Source organism: Sinorhizobium sp. 7-81 (assembly GCF_030124405.1).
GTDB lineage: Bacteria > Pseudomonadota > Alphaproteobacteria > Rhizobiales > Rhizobiaceae > Sinorhizobium > Sinorhizobium psoraleae.
In genome coordinates this window covers 721,716-740,247 of the sequence record NZ_JASKLT010000002.1, presented here as the reverse complement: position 1 = coordinate 740,247, position 18,532 = coordinate 721,716, and the positions used below count along the sequence as shown (strand labels likewise).

The 18,532-nt window shown below is 63.1% G+C and carries 15 protein-coding genes and 1 pseudogene; 11 read left to right on the top strand and 5 right to left on the bottom strand.

The genetic code is table 11. The features are described from left to right. Window positions 1-792: pseudogene (locus tag QN224_RS10680) on the top strand (alcohol dehydrogenase catalytic domain-containing protein); the annotation flags it as partial. Between the two features lie 56 nt (window positions 793-848). Here QN224_RS10680 and QN224_RS10675 read toward each other — a convergent pair. Continuing rightward, window positions 849-1,511 (bottom strand): TetR/AcrR family transcriptional regulator, encoded by a 663-nt coding sequence (locus tag QN224_RS10675; protein WP_283976630.1) that lies wholly within the window; start codon window positions 1,509-1,511, stop codon window positions 849-851. A gap of 307 nt (window positions 1,512-1,818) precedes the next feature. On the opposite strand from QN224_RS10675, the gene QN224_RS10670 reads away from it, so the two are divergent. The 5 genes from QN224_RS10670 (at window position 1,819) to QN224_RS10650 (ending at window position 7,634) form a co-directional block, all read left to right on the top strand. Next, window positions 1,819-2,382: a TRAP transporter small permease gene (locus tag QN224_RS10670; protein ID WP_283976629.1), complete on the top strand. Its 564-nt coding sequence runs from the start codon at window positions 1,819-1,821 to the stop codon at window positions 2,380-2,382. Window positions 2,383-2,392: 10 nt separating this feature from the next. After that, window positions 2,393-3,673, top strand: a complete 1,281-nt coding sequence (locus tag QN224_RS10665) for a TRAP transporter large permease subunit (RefSeq protein ID WP_283976628.1) — start codon at window positions 2,393-2,395, stop codon at window positions 3,671-3,673. 62 nt (window positions 3,674-3,735) lie between these two features. Then, window positions 3,736-4,752, top strand: a complete 1,017-nt coding sequence (locus tag QN224_RS10660; RefSeq protein WP_283976627.1) for a TRAP transporter substrate-binding protein — start codon at window positions 3,736-3,738, stop codon at window positions 4,750-4,752. A gap of 88 nt (window positions 4,753-4,840) precedes the next feature. Continuing rightward, window positions 4,841-5,701 carry a shikimate dehydrogenase gene (locus tag QN224_RS10655; protein WP_283976626.1) on the top strand — a complete coding sequence of 287 codons (861 nt, stop codon included), beginning with the start codon at window positions 4,841-4,843 and terminating at the stop codon, window positions 5,699-5,701. A 43-nt stretch (window positions 5,702-5,744) separates the two neighbouring features. Next, window positions 5,745-7,634, top strand: a complete 1,890-nt coding sequence (locus QN224_RS10650) for a sugar phosphate isomerase/epimerase and 4-hydroxyphenylpyruvate domain-containing protein (protein ID WP_283976625.1) — start codon at window positions 5,745-5,747, stop codon at window positions 7,632-7,634. Between the two features lie 21 nt (window positions 7,635-7,655). Here QN224_RS10650 and QN224_RS10645 read toward each other — a convergent pair whose 3' ends face one another. Together QN224_RS10645 and QN224_RS10640 are read right to left on the bottom strand one after the other, a co-directional pair. After that, a complete protein-coding gene (locus tag QN224_RS10645) occupies window positions 7,656-8,429 on the bottom strand; it encodes a slipin family protein (RefSeq protein WP_283976624.1) in 774 nt (257 codons plus the stop codon). Between the two features lie 21 nt (window positions 8,430-8,450). After that, window positions 8,451-9,818 (bottom strand): nodulation protein NfeD, encoded by a 1,368-nt coding sequence (locus QN224_RS10640; protein ID WP_283976623.1) that lies wholly within the window; start codon window positions 9,816-9,818, stop codon window positions 8,451-8,453. Between the two features lie 397 nt (window positions 9,819-10,215). On the opposite strand from QN224_RS10640, the gene QN224_RS10635 reads away from it, so the two are divergent. Continuing rightward, window positions 10,216-11,388: a Gfo/Idh/MocA family oxidoreductase gene (locus tag QN224_RS10635; protein WP_283976622.1), complete on the top strand. Its 1,173-nt coding sequence runs from the start codon at window positions 10,216-10,218 to the stop codon at window positions 11,386-11,388. Between the two features lie 86 nt (window positions 11,389-11,474). Here QN224_RS10635 and QN224_RS10630 read toward each other — a convergent pair whose 3' ends face one another. Next, on the bottom strand, window positions 11,475-12,944 hold the full coding sequence (locus QN224_RS10630; RefSeq protein ID WP_283976925.1) for an FAD/NAD(P)-binding protein: 1,470 nt from the start codon (window positions 12,942-12,944) through the stop codon (window positions 11,475-11,477). Between the two features lie 392 nt (window positions 12,945-13,336). Between QN224_RS10630 and QN224_RS10625 the strand changes: the two genes are divergently transcribed. The 4 genes from QN224_RS10625 to QN224_RS10610 all read left to right on the top strand — a co-directional run bounded on the left by QN224_RS10625 (window position 13,337) and on the right by QN224_RS10610 (window position 17,584). Further along, a complete protein-coding gene (locus tag QN224_RS10625; RefSeq protein ID WP_283976621.1) occupies window positions 13,337-13,501 on the top strand; it encodes a hypothetical protein in 165 nt (54 codons plus the stop codon). Between the two features lie 215 nt (window positions 13,502-13,716). Beyond that, window positions 13,717-14,673 (top strand): AraC family transcriptional regulator, encoded by a 957-nt coding sequence (locus QN224_RS10620; protein ID WP_283976620.1) that lies wholly within the window; start codon window positions 13,717-13,719, stop codon window positions 14,671-14,673. A 232-nt stretch (window positions 14,674-14,905) separates the two neighbouring features. Next, window positions 14,906-15,364: a (2Fe-2S)-binding protein gene (locus QN224_RS10615; RefSeq protein WP_283976619.1), complete on the top strand. Its 459-nt coding sequence runs from the start codon at window positions 14,906-14,908 to the stop codon at window positions 15,362-15,364. Between the two features lie 3 nt (window positions 15,365-15,367). Then, window positions 15,368-17,584 (top strand): xanthine dehydrogenase family protein molybdopterin-binding subunit, encoded by a 2,217-nt coding sequence (locus tag QN224_RS10610; RefSeq protein ID WP_283976618.1) that lies wholly within the window; start codon window positions 15,368-15,370, stop codon window positions 17,582-17,584. 101 nt (window positions 17,585-17,685) lie between these two features. Here QN224_RS10610 and QN224_RS10605 read toward each other — a convergent pair whose 3' ends face one another. Next, window positions 17,686-18,456 carry a DUF1236 domain-containing protein gene (locus tag QN224_RS10605; RefSeq protein ID WP_283976617.1) on the bottom strand — a complete coding sequence of 257 codons (771 nt, stop codon included), beginning with the start codon at window positions 18,454-18,456 and terminating at the stop codon, window positions 17,686-17,688. Between the last annotated feature and the right edge of the window lie 76 nt (window positions 18,457-18,532).

Genomic DNA, 18,532 nt, shown 5'->3' with positions numbered 1-18,532 from the left:
ATCGTCGAAGCCGTCGGCAGCGGTGTCGATCCGGCACGCATCGGCCGGCGCGCGGGTGTCCCTTGGCTCGGCCATACCTGCCAGAGCTGCTTCTATTGCCGCTCGAACGCGGAAAATCTCTGCGATGATCCGCTGTTCACCGGCTATACCCGCGACGGCGGTTTTGCCACGGATGTCATCGCGGATGCCGACTATGCTTTCGATCTTGATCCCGGTGGCGATCCCGTATCACTTGCACCGCTCCTCTGCGCGGGCCTCATCGGCTGGCGCTCGCTGAAGCGGGCCGGCGACGGCAGGAGGATCGGGATCTACGGCTTTGGTGCCGCTGCACACATAATCACTCAGATCTGCGTCTGGCAGGGGCGGCAGGTTTACGCCTTTACCCGCCCGGAGGACGCGGCGGCGCAACGCTTTGCCCTCGACCTCGGGGCGCTTTGGGTTGGCGGTTCGGCCGAGCTTCCGCCGGAACCGCTCGACGCGGCAATCATCTTCGCGCCCGTCGGAAGCCTCGTACCGGCAGCGCTGAAAGTAGTCCGCAAAGGCGGTCGGGTGGTCTGCGGCGGCATCCATATGAGCGATATCCCCGCCATGCCCTATGCCGTCCTTTGGGGAGAACGCGAACTCGTTTCGGTCGCGAACCTCACGCGCCAGGATGCCCGCGAGTTTTTCGCAATCGCGGCAGCAGCCGGCGTCAAGACGCACACCATCGCTTATCCGCTGGAGGAAGCCAATCGCGCCCTCGCCGATCTTCGCGCCGGCAGGCTCAGCGGGGCAGCGGTACTCGTCCCTTGATTACGGCGCCGTGGGGCTTTTGAGACGCACAAAGGAACGCGGTCTATATCTGTAGACTACGCGGAAGCAGGCCCGCCTTCCGCCGATTTCAGATAGCTGATGACCGCATCCGCGATCATCGCGCGGTGCCGTTCGATCGTCGTCTTTTCCGAGAGGTCGCGGCGGAAAATCGTGCCGAATGTATAGCGGTTCGAGACACGGAAGAAGCAGAAGGCGCTGATCAGCATGTGGACGTCGATCGGGTCGGCCTTGCGGCGAAAGGTGCCGTCGGCGAGACCGCGCGCGATGATGGCCTCGATCATCTGGATGACCGAGACGTTGAGGTCGCGGATTGCCTCCGAACGCAGCATATGCGCGGCATGGTGGATGTTCTCGATGCTGACCAAGCGGACGAAGTCGGGATTGGCTTCGTCATGGTCGAAGGTGGTTGCGATCAGCGTACGAAGCGCTTCTTCGGGGGCAAGGTTCGCGAGTTCCAGATCGGCTTCGAGCGTGCGGATCTTGCGATAGGATCGCTCGAGCACTGCGAGATACAGCGCTTCCTTGCTGCCGAAGTAATAATAGATCATCCGCTTCGAGGTGCGGGTGCGCTCGGCGATCTGATCGACGCGCGCGCCCGCCAGACCGTGGGTAGAAAATTCCTCCGTCGCAACTTCGAGGATGTCTTCCTGCGTCCGCTGCGGATCGTTCTTCCTGCCGTTCGCCTGCCGCTCCGCCATTTTCATCGCCTGCCCCCGCTTTTCCCCAAGTTCTTGTTTCGTCGATCTTATTGCCAGAACGGGCAGCGTCGACCCACGGATCTCCCGGGGGATACATCAAGACATATTCACCTTGGCCTTTCCTTTCAACCTTAGCCTATCTTGATTTTCCGAACTAGTTAGTACATTTTTGTTCAAGAACATGCCGAGCTTGCGCGGAGGAGCGCGGGTCCCGGCCGTCAGGCCGAACGTCCGGCTTGGGTAGGAGAAGCCACCGGCGAGTGCACAATGCTAGCATTGACGCTCGTTCGACGCTTGGGAGGAGCGAATGGCCCGCATCATCGATTTCTATTTCCTCGCGCTGAAGGTGACGATTGCCCTGCTGCTTGCCGGCATGGTCGTGCTCGTCTTCGGCAATGTCGTCCTGCGCTATGCCTTCAACCAGGGAATCACGGTTTCCGAGGAGCTGTCGCGCATGTTCTTCGTCTGGCTCACGTTTCTCGGCGCCGTCGTCGCCATGCGCGAGCATGGCCACCTCGGCGTGGACTCCCTCATCAAGCGCTTGCCGCCATTCGGTGCAAAGCTTGCTGTCCTTTGCGGCCATGCGCTGATGCTCTACGCCACGTGGCTGGTGATCAGTGGTAGCTGGACGCAGACGCTGATCAACCTCCATGTCGGTGCGCCGGCGACCGGCATTCCAATGGCCTTCTTCTACGGCGCCGGTCTCGCCTTCGGCATACCGGCCTTCCTGATCCTTCTTTCCGACGCCTTCGCGATCGCGACCGGCCGCATCGACCTGACGACGGTCGACCTCGTGCGCGAGAGCGAGGATGAGGCCGCCATCGATGATCTGCCCAAGCCCGTGCTCGGCCAGCTCTCGCCGAAGCATTGAGGAGGCGACGATGACAGTCACCATCTTTCTCGGCGCGCTTCTCGGACCCATGGCACTCGGTGTGCCGATCGCCTTCGCTCTGATCTTGAGCGGCGTGGCACTGATGCTCTATCTCGGCATGTTCGATGCTCAAATCGTCGCGCAGAACGTCTTGAACGGTGCCGACAGCTTCCCGCTGATGGCCGTTCCCTTCTTCCTGCTGGCCGGCGAGGTCATGAACACCGGCGGCCTTTCCCGCCGCATCGTCGCCCTGGCGATGGCGATGGTCGGCCATATCCGCGGCGGCCTCGGATTCGTGGCGATCTTCGCAGCCTGCATCCTTTCGAGCCTCTCTGGCTCGGCTGTCGCCGATGCGGCCGCACTCGGCGCCCTCCTCTTGCCGATGATGCTCAAAAGCGGACACAACCCGGCGCGCGCCGGCGGACTGCTGGCATCGGCCTCGGTCATCGGCCCGATCATTCCGCCGTCGATCGGCTTCATCCTTTACGGGGTGGTCGGTGGCGTCTCGATCACCAAGCTCTTCCTCGCCGGCATTTTCCCTGGGCTGATGATCGCCGCCGCCCTTTGCGTCACCTGGCTACTCGTCGCCCGCAATGAGCAGTTCGAGCTGCCGCCGAGAGAGAGTGGCGCCGTGCGCCTCAAGGCCTTCATCGACAGCTTCTGGGCGCTCATGCTGCCGGTGATCATCATCGTCGGGCTGAAGTTCGGCGTCTTTACGCCGACGGAAGCGGGCGTGGTCGCTGCCGTCTACTCGCTCTTCGTCTCGATGGTCGTCTATCGCGAATTGCCGCCGGCGCAGCTCTTCCACGTATTCGTCTCGGCCGCGAAGATCACCGCTGTGGTCATGTTCCTGGTCGCTTGCGCGGCAGTCTCGGCCTGGCTGATCACCGTCGCCGATGTGCCCGGCGCGCTCGCCGCGCTCGTCGAGCCGCTGATGGACAACCAGACGGCGCTGCTCATCGCCATCATGGTTCTGATCGTCATCGTCGGCACCGCCATGGACATGACGCCGACCATCCTGGTCATGACACCGGTACTTATGCCGATCATCAAGCAGGCGGGCATCGACCCGGTTTATTTCGGCGTGCTCTTCATCATCAACAACTCGATCGGTCTCATCACGCCGCCCGTCGGCACGGTCCTGAACGTCATCTGCGGCGTTTCGAAACTGTCGATGGAAGATCTGATGAAGGGCGTGATGCCCTTCCTCATCGCGGAGCTGATCGTTCTTTTCCTGCTCGTCCTGTTCCCTCAGCTGGTGACCGTTCCGGTCTCCTGGTTCGGGCACTGACGGGCGCGACTTCTGACTGTCAACACGGCCGGCGTGACACCGGTCAAACCTGGGAGGAAAACATGTTGAACAGACTGACGAAACTGGCATTGGGCCTCGCCCTGCCCCTGGCACTGCTGACGGCCGGACCGGCACTGGCGGAAATCCGCGACCAGACCATCAAATTCGCCTCGGCGAACAACAAGGGCCACCCGCAGGTGACCGGCATGGAGAAATTCGCCGAGCTCGCGAAGGAGAAGAGCGGCGGCAAGATCGAGGTAAAGCTCTTCCCGGGCGGCACGCTCGGCGGTGACGTGCAGACCGTCTCGGCGCTGCAAGGCGGCGTCATCGAGATGACGGTGCTGAACGCCGGCATTCTTGCAAGCAATGTCAAGGAGTTCGGCGCCGTCGACCTTCCCTTCCTCTTCAACAGCGGCGAGGAGGCCGACAAGGTGATGGACGGCCCGTTCGGCACCGGCCTGATGGAGCGCCTGCCCGACACCGGGCTCGTCGGCCTTGCCTATTGGGAACTCGGCTTCCGCAACCTCACCAACAACCGCCACGCGGTCACGAAGCTCGAAGACATCAAGGGCCTGAAGATCCGCACGATCCAGTCGCCGATCCCGGTCGAGCTCTTCAACTCGCTCGGGGCGAACGCGGTACCCCTCCCCTACACCGAGCTCTACACCGCGCTCGAAACGGGAACCGTCGACGGCCAGGAGAACCCGTCCGCAAACATCCTCAACGCGAAGTTCTACGAGGTGCAGAAATACATGACGCTGACCCGTCACCAGTACAACCCGCAGATCGTGCTGATCTCGAAGAAGTTCTGGGACGGCCTCAATGACGAGGAGAAGGCGGTTCTGCAGCAGGCCGCGGTCGAGGCACGCGACTTCCAGCGCAAGGTGTCGCGCGAGCAGGATGCAGCAGCGCTCGAGGAAATCCGCAAGACCGGCATGGAGATCAGCGAACTCAGCCCCGAGGAGACGCAGCGCCTGCGCGACGCGGTCAAGCCGATGATCGAGAAGTTCAGCGCCGACATCGGCCAGGAGACGGTGCAGGCCCTCTTCAAGGAAATCGGCGCCGTACGCGGCCAGTAACGAGGAAGCCGCAGGCCCGTCTCGCGAAAGGACGGGCCTGCCCAGCGCCCGCGGACCTCGTTGGTACGAACACATGGAACCGGAGACCATGACCGATACGCTTGTAAGATCCTTGAAGGCCGGCCTGATCGGCGCCGGCATACAGGCCTCGCTGACGCCGGCGATGCACATGGCGGAGGGCGCGGCCCAAGGGCTCGACTACGAATACGAGCTGATCGATCTCAATATGCTGGGCGCGAGCGAGAAGGACCTTTCGCGACTGCTCGCCGACGCCGAGAAGCGAGGGCTTGCCGGCGTCAACATCACCCACCCGTGCAAGCAGGCGGTGATCCCGCACCTTGACGAACTCGCCGCCGAGGCGCGATCGCTCGGCGCCGTCAACACCGTGGTGCTGAAGGGCGGGCGGCGCTATGGCCATAATACGGACTGGTGGGGTTTTGCCGAGAGCTTCCGTCGCGGCCTCCCCGGAGCCGACCTCTCCTCGGTCGTGCAACTCGGCGCCGGCGGCGCAGGCGTCGCGACAGCCTATGCGGCACTGTCACTTGGCGTGCGGCACCTGACCGTATTCGACCGTGAACCGGAGCGGGCGCCGTCCCTCGCCCGCATGCTCTCCGGATATTTCCCGAATGCTGAAATCATGGCGGGAACCGACCTCACCGAAGCCATGCGAGCAGCCGCCGGCCTCATTCACGCGACGCCGACGGGCATGGCCAAATATCCCGGTCTGCCGCTTGACGCCGAACTTCTCGAGCGCCGCCACTGGGTGGCGGAGATCGTCTATTTTCCGCTGGAAACGGCGCTTCTGAAGGAGGCGCGTCGGCGCGGATGCCTGACGCTCGACGGCGGCGGCATGGCCGTGTTCCAGGCGGTCGGCGCCTTTCGGCTCTTTACCGGGCTCGAGCCCGACGCGACGCGCATGCTCGGCCATTTCAGGACGATGACCGGCTGACGCGCAGGCGCATCCGGCGTTGAGCCCAAACGAGGACAGGACGATGAAGACCTCGATAGCCACCGTTTCGCTCAGCGGCGATCTCAAGGACAAGCTGCAGGCAATCGCCAAAGCCGGCTTCGACGGCGTGGAAATATTCGAGAACGATTTCCTCGCTTTCGACGAGGGCCCGCGCGAGGTCGGCCGGATGGCACGTGACTTCGGCCTCAATATCACCTTGTTCCAGCCGTTCCGGGATTTCGAGGGCATGCCGGAGCCGCTTCGCACGCGAACCTTCGACCGTGCCGAACGCAAGTTCGACGTGATGCAGGAGCTTGGAACCGATCTGGTGCTCGTCTGCTCCAATGTGTCGCCTGCGGCGCAGGGCGGCATCGACAGGGCGGCTGCCGATTTCCGCGAGCTCGGCGAGCGGGCGGCGAAGCGGAACCTCAGGGTCGGCTACGAGGCCCTCGCCTGGGGACGGCACATCAACGATCATCGCGATGCCTGGGAGATCGTCCGGCGCGCCGATCACCCCAATGTCGGCCTCATCCTCGACAGCTTTCACACGCTGTCTCGCAAGATCGAGGTCAACTCGATCCGCTCGATCCCGAAGGAGAAAATCTTCATCATTCAACTCGCCGACGCGCCGTTGATCGACATGGACCTGCTCTACTGGAGCCGGCACTTCCGCAACATGCCCGGCGAGGGCGACCTTCCCGTCACCGACTTCATGCGTGCCGTCGCGGCGACGGGCTATGATGGCTACCTGTCGCTCGAAATCTTCAACGACCAGTTCCGCGGCGGCAACGCCGGCGCCATTGCTGTCGATGGCCGCCGCTCGCTGATCTATCTCGGCGATCAGGTCAAGCGCGCCGAGCCCGATACACCCTTGTCGGTACCGGCGATGCCGGCGCCGGCCGAGGTGAAAGGCGTCGCCTTCATCGAATTTGCGGCCGACGAAGAGCAGGCGGCCGAACTGGAAGCGCTGGTGAAAACGCTCGGTTTCCGCAAAGCCGCGAAGCACAAGACCAAACGCGTCGCGCTTTACCGGCAGGGCGCAATCAATCTGGTCATCAACACCGAACGCGAGGGGTTCGCCAATGCCTCCTACCTCGTGCATGGCACCTCCGCCTACGCCATTGGGCTGATGGTCGACGATGCCGCGGCGACCGTCGAGCGCGCAAAGGCGCTTGGCGCCGAACCCTTCGCACAGGCCGTCGCCCCCGGTGAGCTTTCGGTACCGGCAATACGCGGCGTCGGCGGCGGCATCATCTATTTCCTCGATGAACGGTCGGAGCTTGCGCGCATCTGGGAGATCGAATTCGAACCGGCGGAGGACGACCAATCGACGACGCCGGCCGGCCTCATCTCCGTCGACCATGTCGCGCAAACCGTCAAATACGAGGAAATGCTGACTTGGCTTCTCTTCTACAACTCCCTGCTCAACGTGCATAAAACACCGATGGTCGACATCATCGACCCGGCCGGGCTGGTGCGCAGCCAGGTGGTGGAGAATGACGCAGGATCGTTGCGCATCACGCTGAACGGCGCCGAAAACCGCAACACCCTCGCCGGCCACTTCATCGCCGAGACCTTCGGCTCCGGCGTCCAGCATCTCGCCTTTGCAACGAACGATATCTTCGCGGCGGCCGGGGCATTGCAGACGAATGGTTTTCGCGCGCTGCCGATCTCACCGAACTACTACGACGACATCGAGGCCCGCTTCGCGCTTGAGCCGGAACTGATCGAGCGCTTGAAAAAGGCAAATATTCTCTACGACCGCGATGAGCACGGAGAGTATTTTCAGCTCTACAGTCCGACATACGGCGAGGGGTTCTTCTTCGAGATCGTGGAGCGGCGCGGCTACCGCGGCTACGGCGCCGCCAATGCCATCTTCCGCATCGCCGCGCTGAAGAAACAATTGCGGCCGGCGGGTTTGCCACGAGATTGAGCAGCGCGTTTCTCGTGTGCTTTATTGCGAGGAATCGCCCGTCTTGGTTGCGAGAATGTTCGCCAGTTCCATCGGGAACGGGAAGATGATCGTCGAGTTCTTTTCGCCGGCGATGACGTTGAGGGTGCTGAGATAACGCAGCTGCATCGCCTGCGGCTGCTGGGCGAGGATCTGGGCCGCTTCGAGCAACTTCGCCGCCGCCTGCTGTTCGCCCTCGGCGTTGATGACCTTCGCGCGGCGTTCGCGTTCTGCTTCCGCCTGGCGTGCGATCGCCCGGATCATCGATTCATTGATGTCGACATGCTTGATCTCGACGGTGGCGACCTTGATGCCCCAGGCATCCGTCTGGACGTCGAGTATCTTCTGGATATCATCATTGAGCCTGTCGCGCTCGGCCAGCATTTCGTCGAGGTCGTGCTTGCCGAGCACGGACCGCAAGGTCGTCTGGGCAAGCTGGCTCGTCGCCGCCATGAAGTCCTCGACCTGGATTGTCGATTTTTCAGCATCGATCACCCGGAAATAAATGACCGCGCTGACGCGGACCGAAACGTTGTCGTGCGAAATGACGTCCTGGCTCGGAACGTCGAGCACCCGCGTCCTGAGATCGACCCGCACCATCTGCTGGACATAGGGAACGAGCAGGATCAGCCCCGGTCCTTTGACGCCGGTGAACCGCCCTAGTGTGAAGACGACGCCGCGTTCATATTCACGCAGGATCCTGATTGCGTAGGCAATGACGATGAGCAGCACCACAAGCGCCGCGATGAAGGGGGTAAGACTTCCGACTATGTCCATGACCTTCTCCTGCCGAGGCGCTTAGCTTTGCGATTCACTGCGCGCGACTTTCAGCGTCAATCCGTTGCGTCCGACGACCGTCACGTCTTCTCCCGCGGCGAGCGGCTCGCCGCTGATGGCCTTCCAGCGTTCGCCATGGGCGATGACGTAGCCCGTGGCGCCCGTCCAGCTATCGACGGTGCCGGAGATGCCTATCATTTGCTCCGCCCCGGTGGCCACCTTGTGCCGGCGCGAGATGAAGGCAAGACGCGCGACAAGCAGGCTGAAGGCGAGGCTTGCGATGGCGACGCCGCCAAGCACCGGCCAGGAGACCTGCAGGCCCGGGACATCCGTGTCGAACAGGATGGCTGCGCCGAGCACAAGCGCGACCCCGCCGCCGAGGCCGAGCGCCCCGAACGACGGCGCATGCGCCTCGGCCACCAAGAGCCCCACGCCGAGGATGATCAACCCGATGCCGGCATAACTCACCGGTAGCACCGCAAGGGCATAGAGCCCGAGCAGGAGGCTTATGCCGCCGATCGTGCCGGGCAGGACCGTTCCGGGGGTCAGAAACTCGAAGATCAACCCGTAGATGCCGACGATCATCAAAAGCAGGGCGACGTTTGGATCGGTGATCACGGACAAGAGGCGTGTCCGCCAATCAGGCAGCAGGTCCTCGATGGCAAGACCAGCCGTATCGAGGCGGATATCGGTCTGGCCGACACGAACCGTGCGGCCATGCGCCTGCTTCAGAAGGTCGCCGACGGTGGCAGCCGTGAAATCGATAACCTTTTCGCGAACGGCAGCCGTCGACGAAAGGCTCGCGGCCTCGCGCACTGCCCGCTCCGCCCAATCGGCGTTGCGGTTGCGCAGTTCGGCGAGGCCGCGGATATAGGCGACCGCATCGTTTATCATTTTTGCTTCACCAGCATTGGCTGGCTGCTTCGCGCCACTCGGCCGGTCCGCCTCGCCGGAACCATCTTTGTCGCCTTCTTCATCGCCGCCGAAAAGACCGCCGCCGATGGCGATCGGCGTTGCGGCGCCGAGATTGGTGCCCGGCGCCATCGCCGCAATGTGGCTGGCGTAGAGGATATAGGTACCGGCGCTCGCCGCCCTCGCCCCACTCGGCGCTACGAAGCTTGCGACCGGTACGGAAGAATCGAGGATGGCGCGAATGATGTCGCGCATCGATGTGTCGAGGCCGCCTGGCGTGTCCATCTGCAATACGACCAGGGATGCGCCACGCGTCTTGGCCCGCTCGAGCCCTCGCGTCACATATTCGGCAGTTGCCGGGCTGATCGCGCCGTTCACGTGCAAGACCACCGCGCGGCGCTCGGCTCCGGATGCAGGCGGGTCGGGAAACGCGAACACCGATAACAATGTCATGAGCAGGATGAGGATTCGGGACATTCGCCGCCATAACCTCAGGGTCGTTTCGGATCACGGTGATCTCAAGCCTGAACGACCCGAATGCATAAACGTGATCGCCGTTTAATATAGGTCAGAACTGCCGAAAGGGGTAGGCGTCTCGCAACCTGCCGTGGAAGTGCTGCCGAAAGCTCAGCCAATGCGGCGGCTCACGGCAACAGCAGCGCAGACAAGCATTGCTCATGAACCGGCCGTCCGGGACAAGTTCGTCGCCCAGGCGAGTTCCGCGCCTTCGAGGCCGTCCTTCGCGACAAACTCCCATTCGGTGCGTGGTCGTGTTCGCACCGGCACGCAGCGTTAAGGCGAGTTTGATTGACGTTATCGGGAGGCTCTCATACGCTGAGTTCGCGGCTCTGCTACATCTCCTCGGGAGGAGAGAATGGAAAGCAAGGCTATCGCCGTCATCGGCGCTGGTATGATCGGCGCCGCGCACGCATTCGGCTACCGGACAAATTTGCCGCGCTTCAGGGACCGCATTCCCGGTCTGCGCCTTGCAACCGTCTGCGACGGCAACGGGGCGCTGGCCGGCCGGCTTGCCGCAACCTGGGGCTTCGAAAAGACGGAGACCGACCTCCATGCGGTTCTCGACGATCCTGGTGTCGGCATCGTCAGCATCTGCCTGCCGAACGCGCTCCATGCGGAGGTGACGCTGGCGGCGATCGCCGCCGGAAAGCACGTCCTTTGTGAAAAGCCGCTCGCCCTCAATGCCGATGAGGCGCTGCGCATCCATCGCGCCGCGACGGCATCGCTAGTCGTTTCCGCGACGGTCTTCAACTACCGCCGCATTCCTGCCGTCGCGGCGATGCGCGAGATCATCATCGCGGGAGAAATCGGCGATCTCGTCAACGCTCTGATCCAGTACGAAAGCGAATACGCGGCCGATCCCAATCTGCCGCACAGCTGGCGTTATGAGCGGAGCCGCGCCGGCCCCGGCGCGCTGCTCGATCTCGGAACCCATGCGATCGATACGGCCCGCTTTCTCTGCGGAGAAGTGTCAGATGTCGTCGGCGCCATCGCCACGATTTCCGTCAAGGAGCGGTTTCTGCCGGCGTCCGCCAGCATCGGTCACGACAAGGTTGCACTCAGCACCGAAAGCAGACCGGTCGACAACGACGATGTCACATCCGCCCTGCTTCGCTTCGAAAGCGGCTGCCAGGGCATGTTCATGGCAAGCCGGGTCGCGGTCGGCATGGGCAACACGCTGTCCTTGTCGATCACCGGCACCAGGGGCGCGCTGCGCTACAATTCTCGCATGCCATCCCATTATGAGATCGCGCGTTTCGACGGGAGCGGGCAATCCCCCTTTGCGCTCGTCGCGAACAACCCGGCCCTGCCCTATGCCGGCCTGCTTCCCGTTCCCCACGATGGCGTCGCGATCGGTTACGCAGAAGTGTTCGGGTTCATGATCCACGAGTTTCTCGAAGCGATCGCCGAGAACCGCCCGATGCGGAACGGATCGACCCTCGACGGCCTGCGCGCCGCCCAGATTCTCGACGCAATCCAATTGGCCGCGGACACCGGTGCAGCGACGAAGGTATCGCACGCCGAGTGAGACGCGGCTGCCGCGTCGATTACGAACCGGGGCAGACAGCAGTCGCCTCGACTTTTCACAATTTCATTTGGCTTCTGCGCGGGCGGTCAACTGATAGTCGTTGCAGCCCGTAATGTCTCCGATCCGTCGTCTCGCGACAGAGCGACGTTCGTCGCTCTTTGCCCCCGCGCGAGCGCAGCCACCTGCGCCGCCACGAAGATCGCGTGATCGTTGACCTGCGGCAGCCCCATCAGCTCACCGAAGGTTCCGCGGGCGAGCGGTCCGGCGATGAAAAGGGTCTCCGTTTCCCGCCCTTGCCTGTCGAGCGCCCGGCTCGACTCGCTGCAGGCAAGGCCGAGCCCGACCGCGTCCGGCTGCAGATGGCCATCCGCCGAAAGTGTTTCGAGCCAGATCTGGCTCTTCAACACGGATTTGTGTGCCGGGCCGGTTGTGATGACCACGGCATCGACATTCCACTGCTCGATCCCTGCCCCATGCCGCCGCCGGAACGTGGCAGCGATCTCGTCGCCGTTTCGCTCGAGCCTATCGATCGAACCCGCCAGAATGCGAATGTCGCCCGACTGCAATCCGGCTCTGACGATCGCGTCGATTTGCGGCGCGACGCGAAAGCGGTGAACGTCCCAGAAGGGGCGCAGATGACGTAGCAGCCGCCGCTGTTCCGCCACCGGGAGATTGCGCCAGATCTCTCCGCCTTGGCTGCGCAGCGCATCGAACACCGCATGCCAGGAAAAGCCGTCCGCTTCCGCACATGCGACAACCCTGCGCACCCGCACGAGGAGATCTGTCGCCGTTGCCGATAGCGGCGACGTGAAATCGCCATAGGGATCCTGGGCGCGGCTCGCATGCCCGCGCGAGCGCAGGCCGCGGCGGGAAAAGGCGGTGATCGGGCCTGTTCGGCCCGTCGTGCGCAACGAGGCGATGACGTCCGCCGCCGTGAGGCCGGTGCCGATGATCAGGACATGGTCGTCAGGGCGAATGGCCGCAAGGGCGCCGGGCACGGTGGTATCCGCCACATAGCGCGGGTGCCCCCGTAACACGTCGTCGATGCCTGCTGGCGCCGCAGGAGCGGGATGCGTGGTCGCGACCACCAGCACGTCGGCGCGAAGTGTTGTGCCAGCATCCCCACGGATTTCCCAGTCGGCGCCGCGCCGCGCGACGCTGATGACCCGCTGCCGGTGGTGGGTGATGCGGCCGTTGCCAAGGAACGGCGCCACGGCATCGGCGACATAGCGGCCGAAGAGGCCGCGGCGTGGATAGAGATGGCCGTCCGGCGCCAGCGCCTCCGCGTCGTCACGCGGTTCTCCCTGAAGCTGCATCCAGCGGACGAACTGGTCGGCATCGTCCGCATCGAGGCTCATGCGCCCTGCCGGCACATTGACCCGATGCGCCGGGTCGTCGGTATCGTAGGCAAGGCCGCAGCCGAGACGTTCGCGCGGCTCGAAGACGGCGATCTGCCATCCTTCCATGCTACTGTCGCGGGCGAGACTTGCCGCGACGACGGCCCCGGTAAAGCCGCCGCCGATGATGACGACCGAGGGGCGCCGTTCGATCACGATTGCGAGACCTTGCTCTGGCCGACGGAATCCATTCTCTCGAAGACCTCCTGTGCCGCAGTGATGGTTTCGTTATCGACATACTGAATAAGCTTGTCCGCCGCCTTTTTTAGGCCGCCTCGGCGGTCGCGCGAAGCGCTTCGGCACGAACTTCTGCGATCTTTTTTCGCCACGTCCTGCGGAGGCTCGCCTCATGTCCGGTATTTGTCAATGGTGGGCGCCAGCGGCTCTGCGGCAGCGGCATCGCCGTTGGTTCCTTGCCGCACGGCAAAGCTGAAACCCCATTGGCGTAACTGCCTGAACGTGCGAAGCCCGCTTGCCATTGAAGATGATTTGAGGGAGAATTTGACACTGGCCCTCGAGGCCTGGGCAATCTCCCGTGATTGGAGAAAACCATGCCTCTTAGATTTCTGATTGCTGCCGTAGCGCTTCTGGCACTTTCGGCATGCGCAAGCACCGGTTCTGGCGATATCAACACAACCTATGCTCAATGGCAGGGCGCCTATCCTGAGCCTGAGTTCACCGCGACCGACACGGGTAGCATTCGAATTTCTTACTGATGTCCGCCGCGCTCAATCGGCCTCATCTTGGTGAGCGCAGGAAGCATCTGTGCCATCTGCATTTGCCGCCGAGGGCGCGCCACTCGGGCAGACCGGCTGAGATCCCGCATGCTCGATTGTGGATTATTCTTGCCTGATTCTCTCGAAATCAAAATAATGTGATAAGAAATGTGACCCAGGTTGCGATAGAGAACGGTCAAGGCCCAGGAGTGACAATGAGCAAGACCATGTTCCAGAAGCGGGACCTGCGCGAGGAAACTGCGCCGCTTCGCGCGCAAATTCTCGACAAGCTTTCGCAACTGCCCTGGGATGGGATCTCCTTCAAGCACACGATTCCTGGACTTTCGCTCTATCGTGTCGTCGAGCCGGCCGGACCGTTTTCCGGTGTCTACGAACCCAGCGTCTCCCTGATCATCAAGGGAAGCAAGAATGTCCATGTGGGCAACGAAACGCTCATCTACGATGAATCCTGCTTCTTCTTGACCGCCATCGGCCTGCCCGTGACCGCCCAGATTTGTGCGGCAAGCGAGGCCCAACCCTATGTCGCAGCCTCGCTGCGGCTTGATTTGGAGAAGCTGCGGCGCATCATAGCCGACCACGACATACACCCGACCGGTATGCCGGAGCGCGACCTCGGCGTCGCCGTCGGCACCGCCACGCCGGAACTGTTCGACGCCTTGCTTCGCCTGATTTCACTCGCGAATTCGCCGAAGGACATACCGTTCCTCGCCAATCATATCCAAAACGAAATCCTCTACCGGCTGCTTACCGGCGAGCAGGGGGCGCGGCTGCGCCGCTTCGCGCTTGCGGGCACGAACAGCAACCGGGTGGCAAAGGCGGTTGCATGGCTGAAGGAGAACTATACCAGTCCGCTGCGGGTCGAAGAGTTGGCGGAGATCGCCAATATGGGCGTCTCGACGTTGCACCATCATTTCCGCGCGATGACAGCGATGAGCCCCTTGCAGTTCCAGAAACATCTGCGGCTCCATCACGCACGAGAACTGATGCTTGCTCAGTCGGTTGACGCTGCAACGGCCGCGTTGCGGGTTGGCTACGAGAGCCCGACACAGTTCAGCCGGGAATATCGTCGCGCATTCGGGCATCCGCCGTTGCGTGACATCAAGGCGATCCTGAACTCCAATGATTCGACAAAGCGCAATCCAGTCGGGTAGCGCCGGCACCGCCGGAACAGGACAGGCCACTATCAGGCAGACATGCAGCGCCCTCGCCCCATGATCACAATTGCGTCAAGTCGGCAGGAATGGGCAACAATTCGACAGGATTGAATCTTCCGGCCTCAAGGATGGTCTCCTAAGCTGCTGCGGCGGTCTGGTGGCCGCCGGGTGCGAAGCGCCCTGCCGCGTTGCGCGGCCCGCGACCACGGCATAACGCAAGGAGAACACCATGGTGAATGTTACGATCAACGGTGTCGAACGTACGTTCGACGCCGAAGCGGATATGCCGCTTCTCTGGGTTATCCGCGACCTTGTCGGGCTGACCGGGACGAAATTCGGCTGCGGCATGGCGCAATGCGGCGCCTGCACGGTCTATGTGGACGGGTCGCCGGTACGGTCCTGTCAAACCTTCATCGGTGACATCGAAGGGGCCAAGGTGACGACAATCGAGGGGCTGAAGGGGAAGGTTGCCGAAACGGTGCAGGCGGTCTGGGCCGATCTCGACGTTCCCCAGTGCGGCTACTGTCAGTCAGGCCAGATCATGTCTGCAACGGACCTCCTGACGACCAATCAGAAACCCACCGACGCGGACATCGACGCGGCCATGTCGGGCAATCTCTGTCGTTGCGCCACCTATCATCGAATCCGTGCCGGCATTCACGAAGCCGCAAAGCGTCTGGAGGCCTGAGCCATGATCCCGAAACTGATGCAATCGGTTGCCCTTCCTACCGCCCGGATCGAGGCGTCGCGGCGGCAGTTCCTGCTCGGCGCGCTCGCGGCCGGTACCGGAATCGCCGTCGGCTATCGCCTGCTGGCAGCATCGCCAGTGGCCGCCGCCGAAACGACGAGCACGCGCGAGGCGCATTCCTTTTCCCCCTACCTGACGATCGACGGGGATGGAAAGGTGACTGTGCTCTCCTCCCAGTTCGAAATGGGTCAGGGCTCCTATAACGGTATTGCCACGCTCGTCGCCGAGGAACTCGACGCCGACTGGTCTACGATCGACGTGATCGGTGCCGCCGGCAATGTGAAGGTCTACGGCAATATCGCCTTCGGTGGCGCCCTCCAGGGCACCGGCGGCTCCACTTCCATGGCTTCGTCCTGGGAACGCTATCGCAAGGCGGGTGCTGCGGCCCGCGCCATGCTGGTCGCCGCCGCCGCCTCCGAATGGGGCGTCGGCGCAGCGGAGATCACTGTCGAAAACGGCGTCCTGTCACACCCGTCCGGCAAGAGCGGCGGTTTCGGCGTCTTCGCCGCGAAGGCGGCAACCATGCCGGTACCGGCCGATGTGCCGCTCAAGCAGCCGTCGGACTGGAAACTTATCGGCAATGCCGGGCTGAAGCGCTTCGACAGCGCCCGCAAGGCGAACGGCACGGAGCAGTACACGATCGACGTCAAGCTTCCCGGCATGCTGACGGCGGTGATGATCCATCCGCCGTTTTTCGGAGCGAAGGTGAAGTCCTTCGATGCTTCGGCCGCAAAGGCTCTCAAGGGCGTGGTCGACGTCGTCGAAACGCCGCGCGGCATCGCCGTGATCGGCGAGCACATGTGGGTGGCGATCAAGGGCCGTGACGCCGTCACCGTCGAATGGGACGAAACGGCGGCGGAAAAGCGCGGCACGGATGAGCTCATGTCCATGTACCGCGACCTGGCCAAGAAACCGCCGGCGGCGGTCGCCCGCAAGGACGGCGACGCCGAAGCCGCCTTCGCGAGCGCCGCAAAGGTCATCGAGGGAAGCTTCGAATTCCCCTATCTCGCTCATGCGGCGATGGAGCCCTTGAACGCGGTCGCGCGGATGAACGAGGACGGCACGCTTGAGGTCTGGGGTGGGCATCAGTTCCCGGACGTCTATCAGCGCCTTTCCGCCGAGATTGCGGGCATTGCTCCGGAAAAGGTGCGCCTCAATGTCATGAAGTCCGGCGGCAGCTTCGGCCGGCGGGCGGTGTTCGACGGCGATGTCGTCGTTGAGTCCGTCTATGCGGCCAAGGCCATCGGGTTCCGCGCGCCTGTAAAGGTGCAATGGACCCGCGAGGATGACATGCACGCCGGCCGCTATCGGCCCGCCTACGTGCACAGCCTCAAGGCCGGGCTAGACGAGAACGGAAAGCTCGTGGCTTGGGACGATCATATCGTCGGCCAGTCGATCGTGGCAAAGACCGCCTTCCAGGGCATGATCCAGAATGGCGTCGACCCGACTTCGGTCGAAGGCGCCCACAACCTTCCCTACGCCATTCCGAACCAGACGGTCGGCCTGACAACCACTGAGGTCGGGGTGCCGGTTCTGTGGTGGCGCTCCGTCGGCTCAACGCATACCGCTTTTGCGGCCGAAACCTTTATCGACGAGGTGGCCGAGGCGGCAGGCCGCGATCCGGTCGAGTTCCGCCTCTCCATGCTCGAACCGGAGTCGCGTCACGCAAAGGTCCTGAAGCTCGCGGCCGAAAAGGCGGAATGGGAGAAGCCGCTCGCCGAAGGCCGCTTCCGCGGCGTCGCCATCGCCGAAAGCTTCGGCTCCGTCGTGGCCGAGATCGCCGAGGTTTCGAGCGATGGGAATGGCGGCATCAAGGTCGAGCGCGTCGTCGCTGCCGTGGACTGCGGACTGGCAATCAATCCCGACCAGGTCCGGGCGCAGGTCGAGGGCGGCATTGGTTTCGGGCTGGGTGCCATACTCGGCGAGGAAATCACGCTCACGGATGGCAAGGTCGATCAGGGCAATTTCGACATGTACACGCCGCTGAGGATCGATGCGATGCCGAAGGTCGAGGTTCACATCGTGCCCTCCGCCAATCCGCCCTCGGGCATCGGCGAGCCCGGAGTTCCGCCGATCGGCCCAGCAGTTGCAAACGCAGCCTACAAGGCGCTCGGCAAGCGGATCCGCGTCATGCCGTTTGCAAAATCGCTCAATGCCTGATCCCTGCACACCCGGCGGCCGGCTGACCGACCGCCGGGGCGGGGATCCCTCGAGAAGTTGGATGGTCCACCCGGTAAGCCAGGTGGACCTCCGGCAAGGCGCTACGCGATGATGACCACGATCTCCAGCGATGACGGGTCCACGATGGCTATCCGGCCGTCCGCCAGCACGAAGAACAGGTAGCCTTCGTATTCCGGTACGATCCTCACGATGCGCGTCGGAAGCGGTTTCAGCTTGACCTTGACGGTCTCGGGAACCGCTACCCCCACGGACACGTCGAAATCAACGTCGATGGGTTCGACGTTTTCTTCCCTTATGACCTGGGTGATTTCGGTCTTCTGCTCCACCGTCACGTTAACGTCTCCGGATGAACCGGATGTCTGACCCTGCTGCTGTGACGGCTGAGTTTCGCCTTGGGCGGGTTGTTCCGATTCCCCTTGCGACGGCTGCTGTTCAGTTTCACCCTGTGCGGGCTGCTGCTGATCTGTGCCCTGTTGCGGAGTCTGAGTGTCGGTGCCCTGCTGCTCGGTTTGCGAGCCGCCCTGATCCGGCTTCGGGGTCGTGCCAGTCTCGCCCTGCTGGTCCTGCTGCTGGTCCGGTTGTTGCTGGCCGGCGCCCCCTTGGTCGGTCGGCTGCTGTTGATCAGGGGTCTGTTGCTGCTGGCCCTCACCCGCCTGCCCAGGATCCGGTTGGCCTGTTCCTCCTTGAGCATCAGGCTGCTGACCCTGTTGTGCCCCGCCCTGCGGGCATTCCGTTCCGGCGGGGCAATCGCTGGATTGGCCCTGCGCCGGCTGCTCGGTTTGCGCGAAGGCTGGACTGCACGCGACGCCGAGGCCCAAGGCAACTGCACTCTTGATGAGAATACTCGTCATCGGAAGTTCTCCAATTGATTGTCCCTTCCGACAGCCAACCGCTTATCGGCAGGTTTGTTCCGTGGCAATGGCTCGT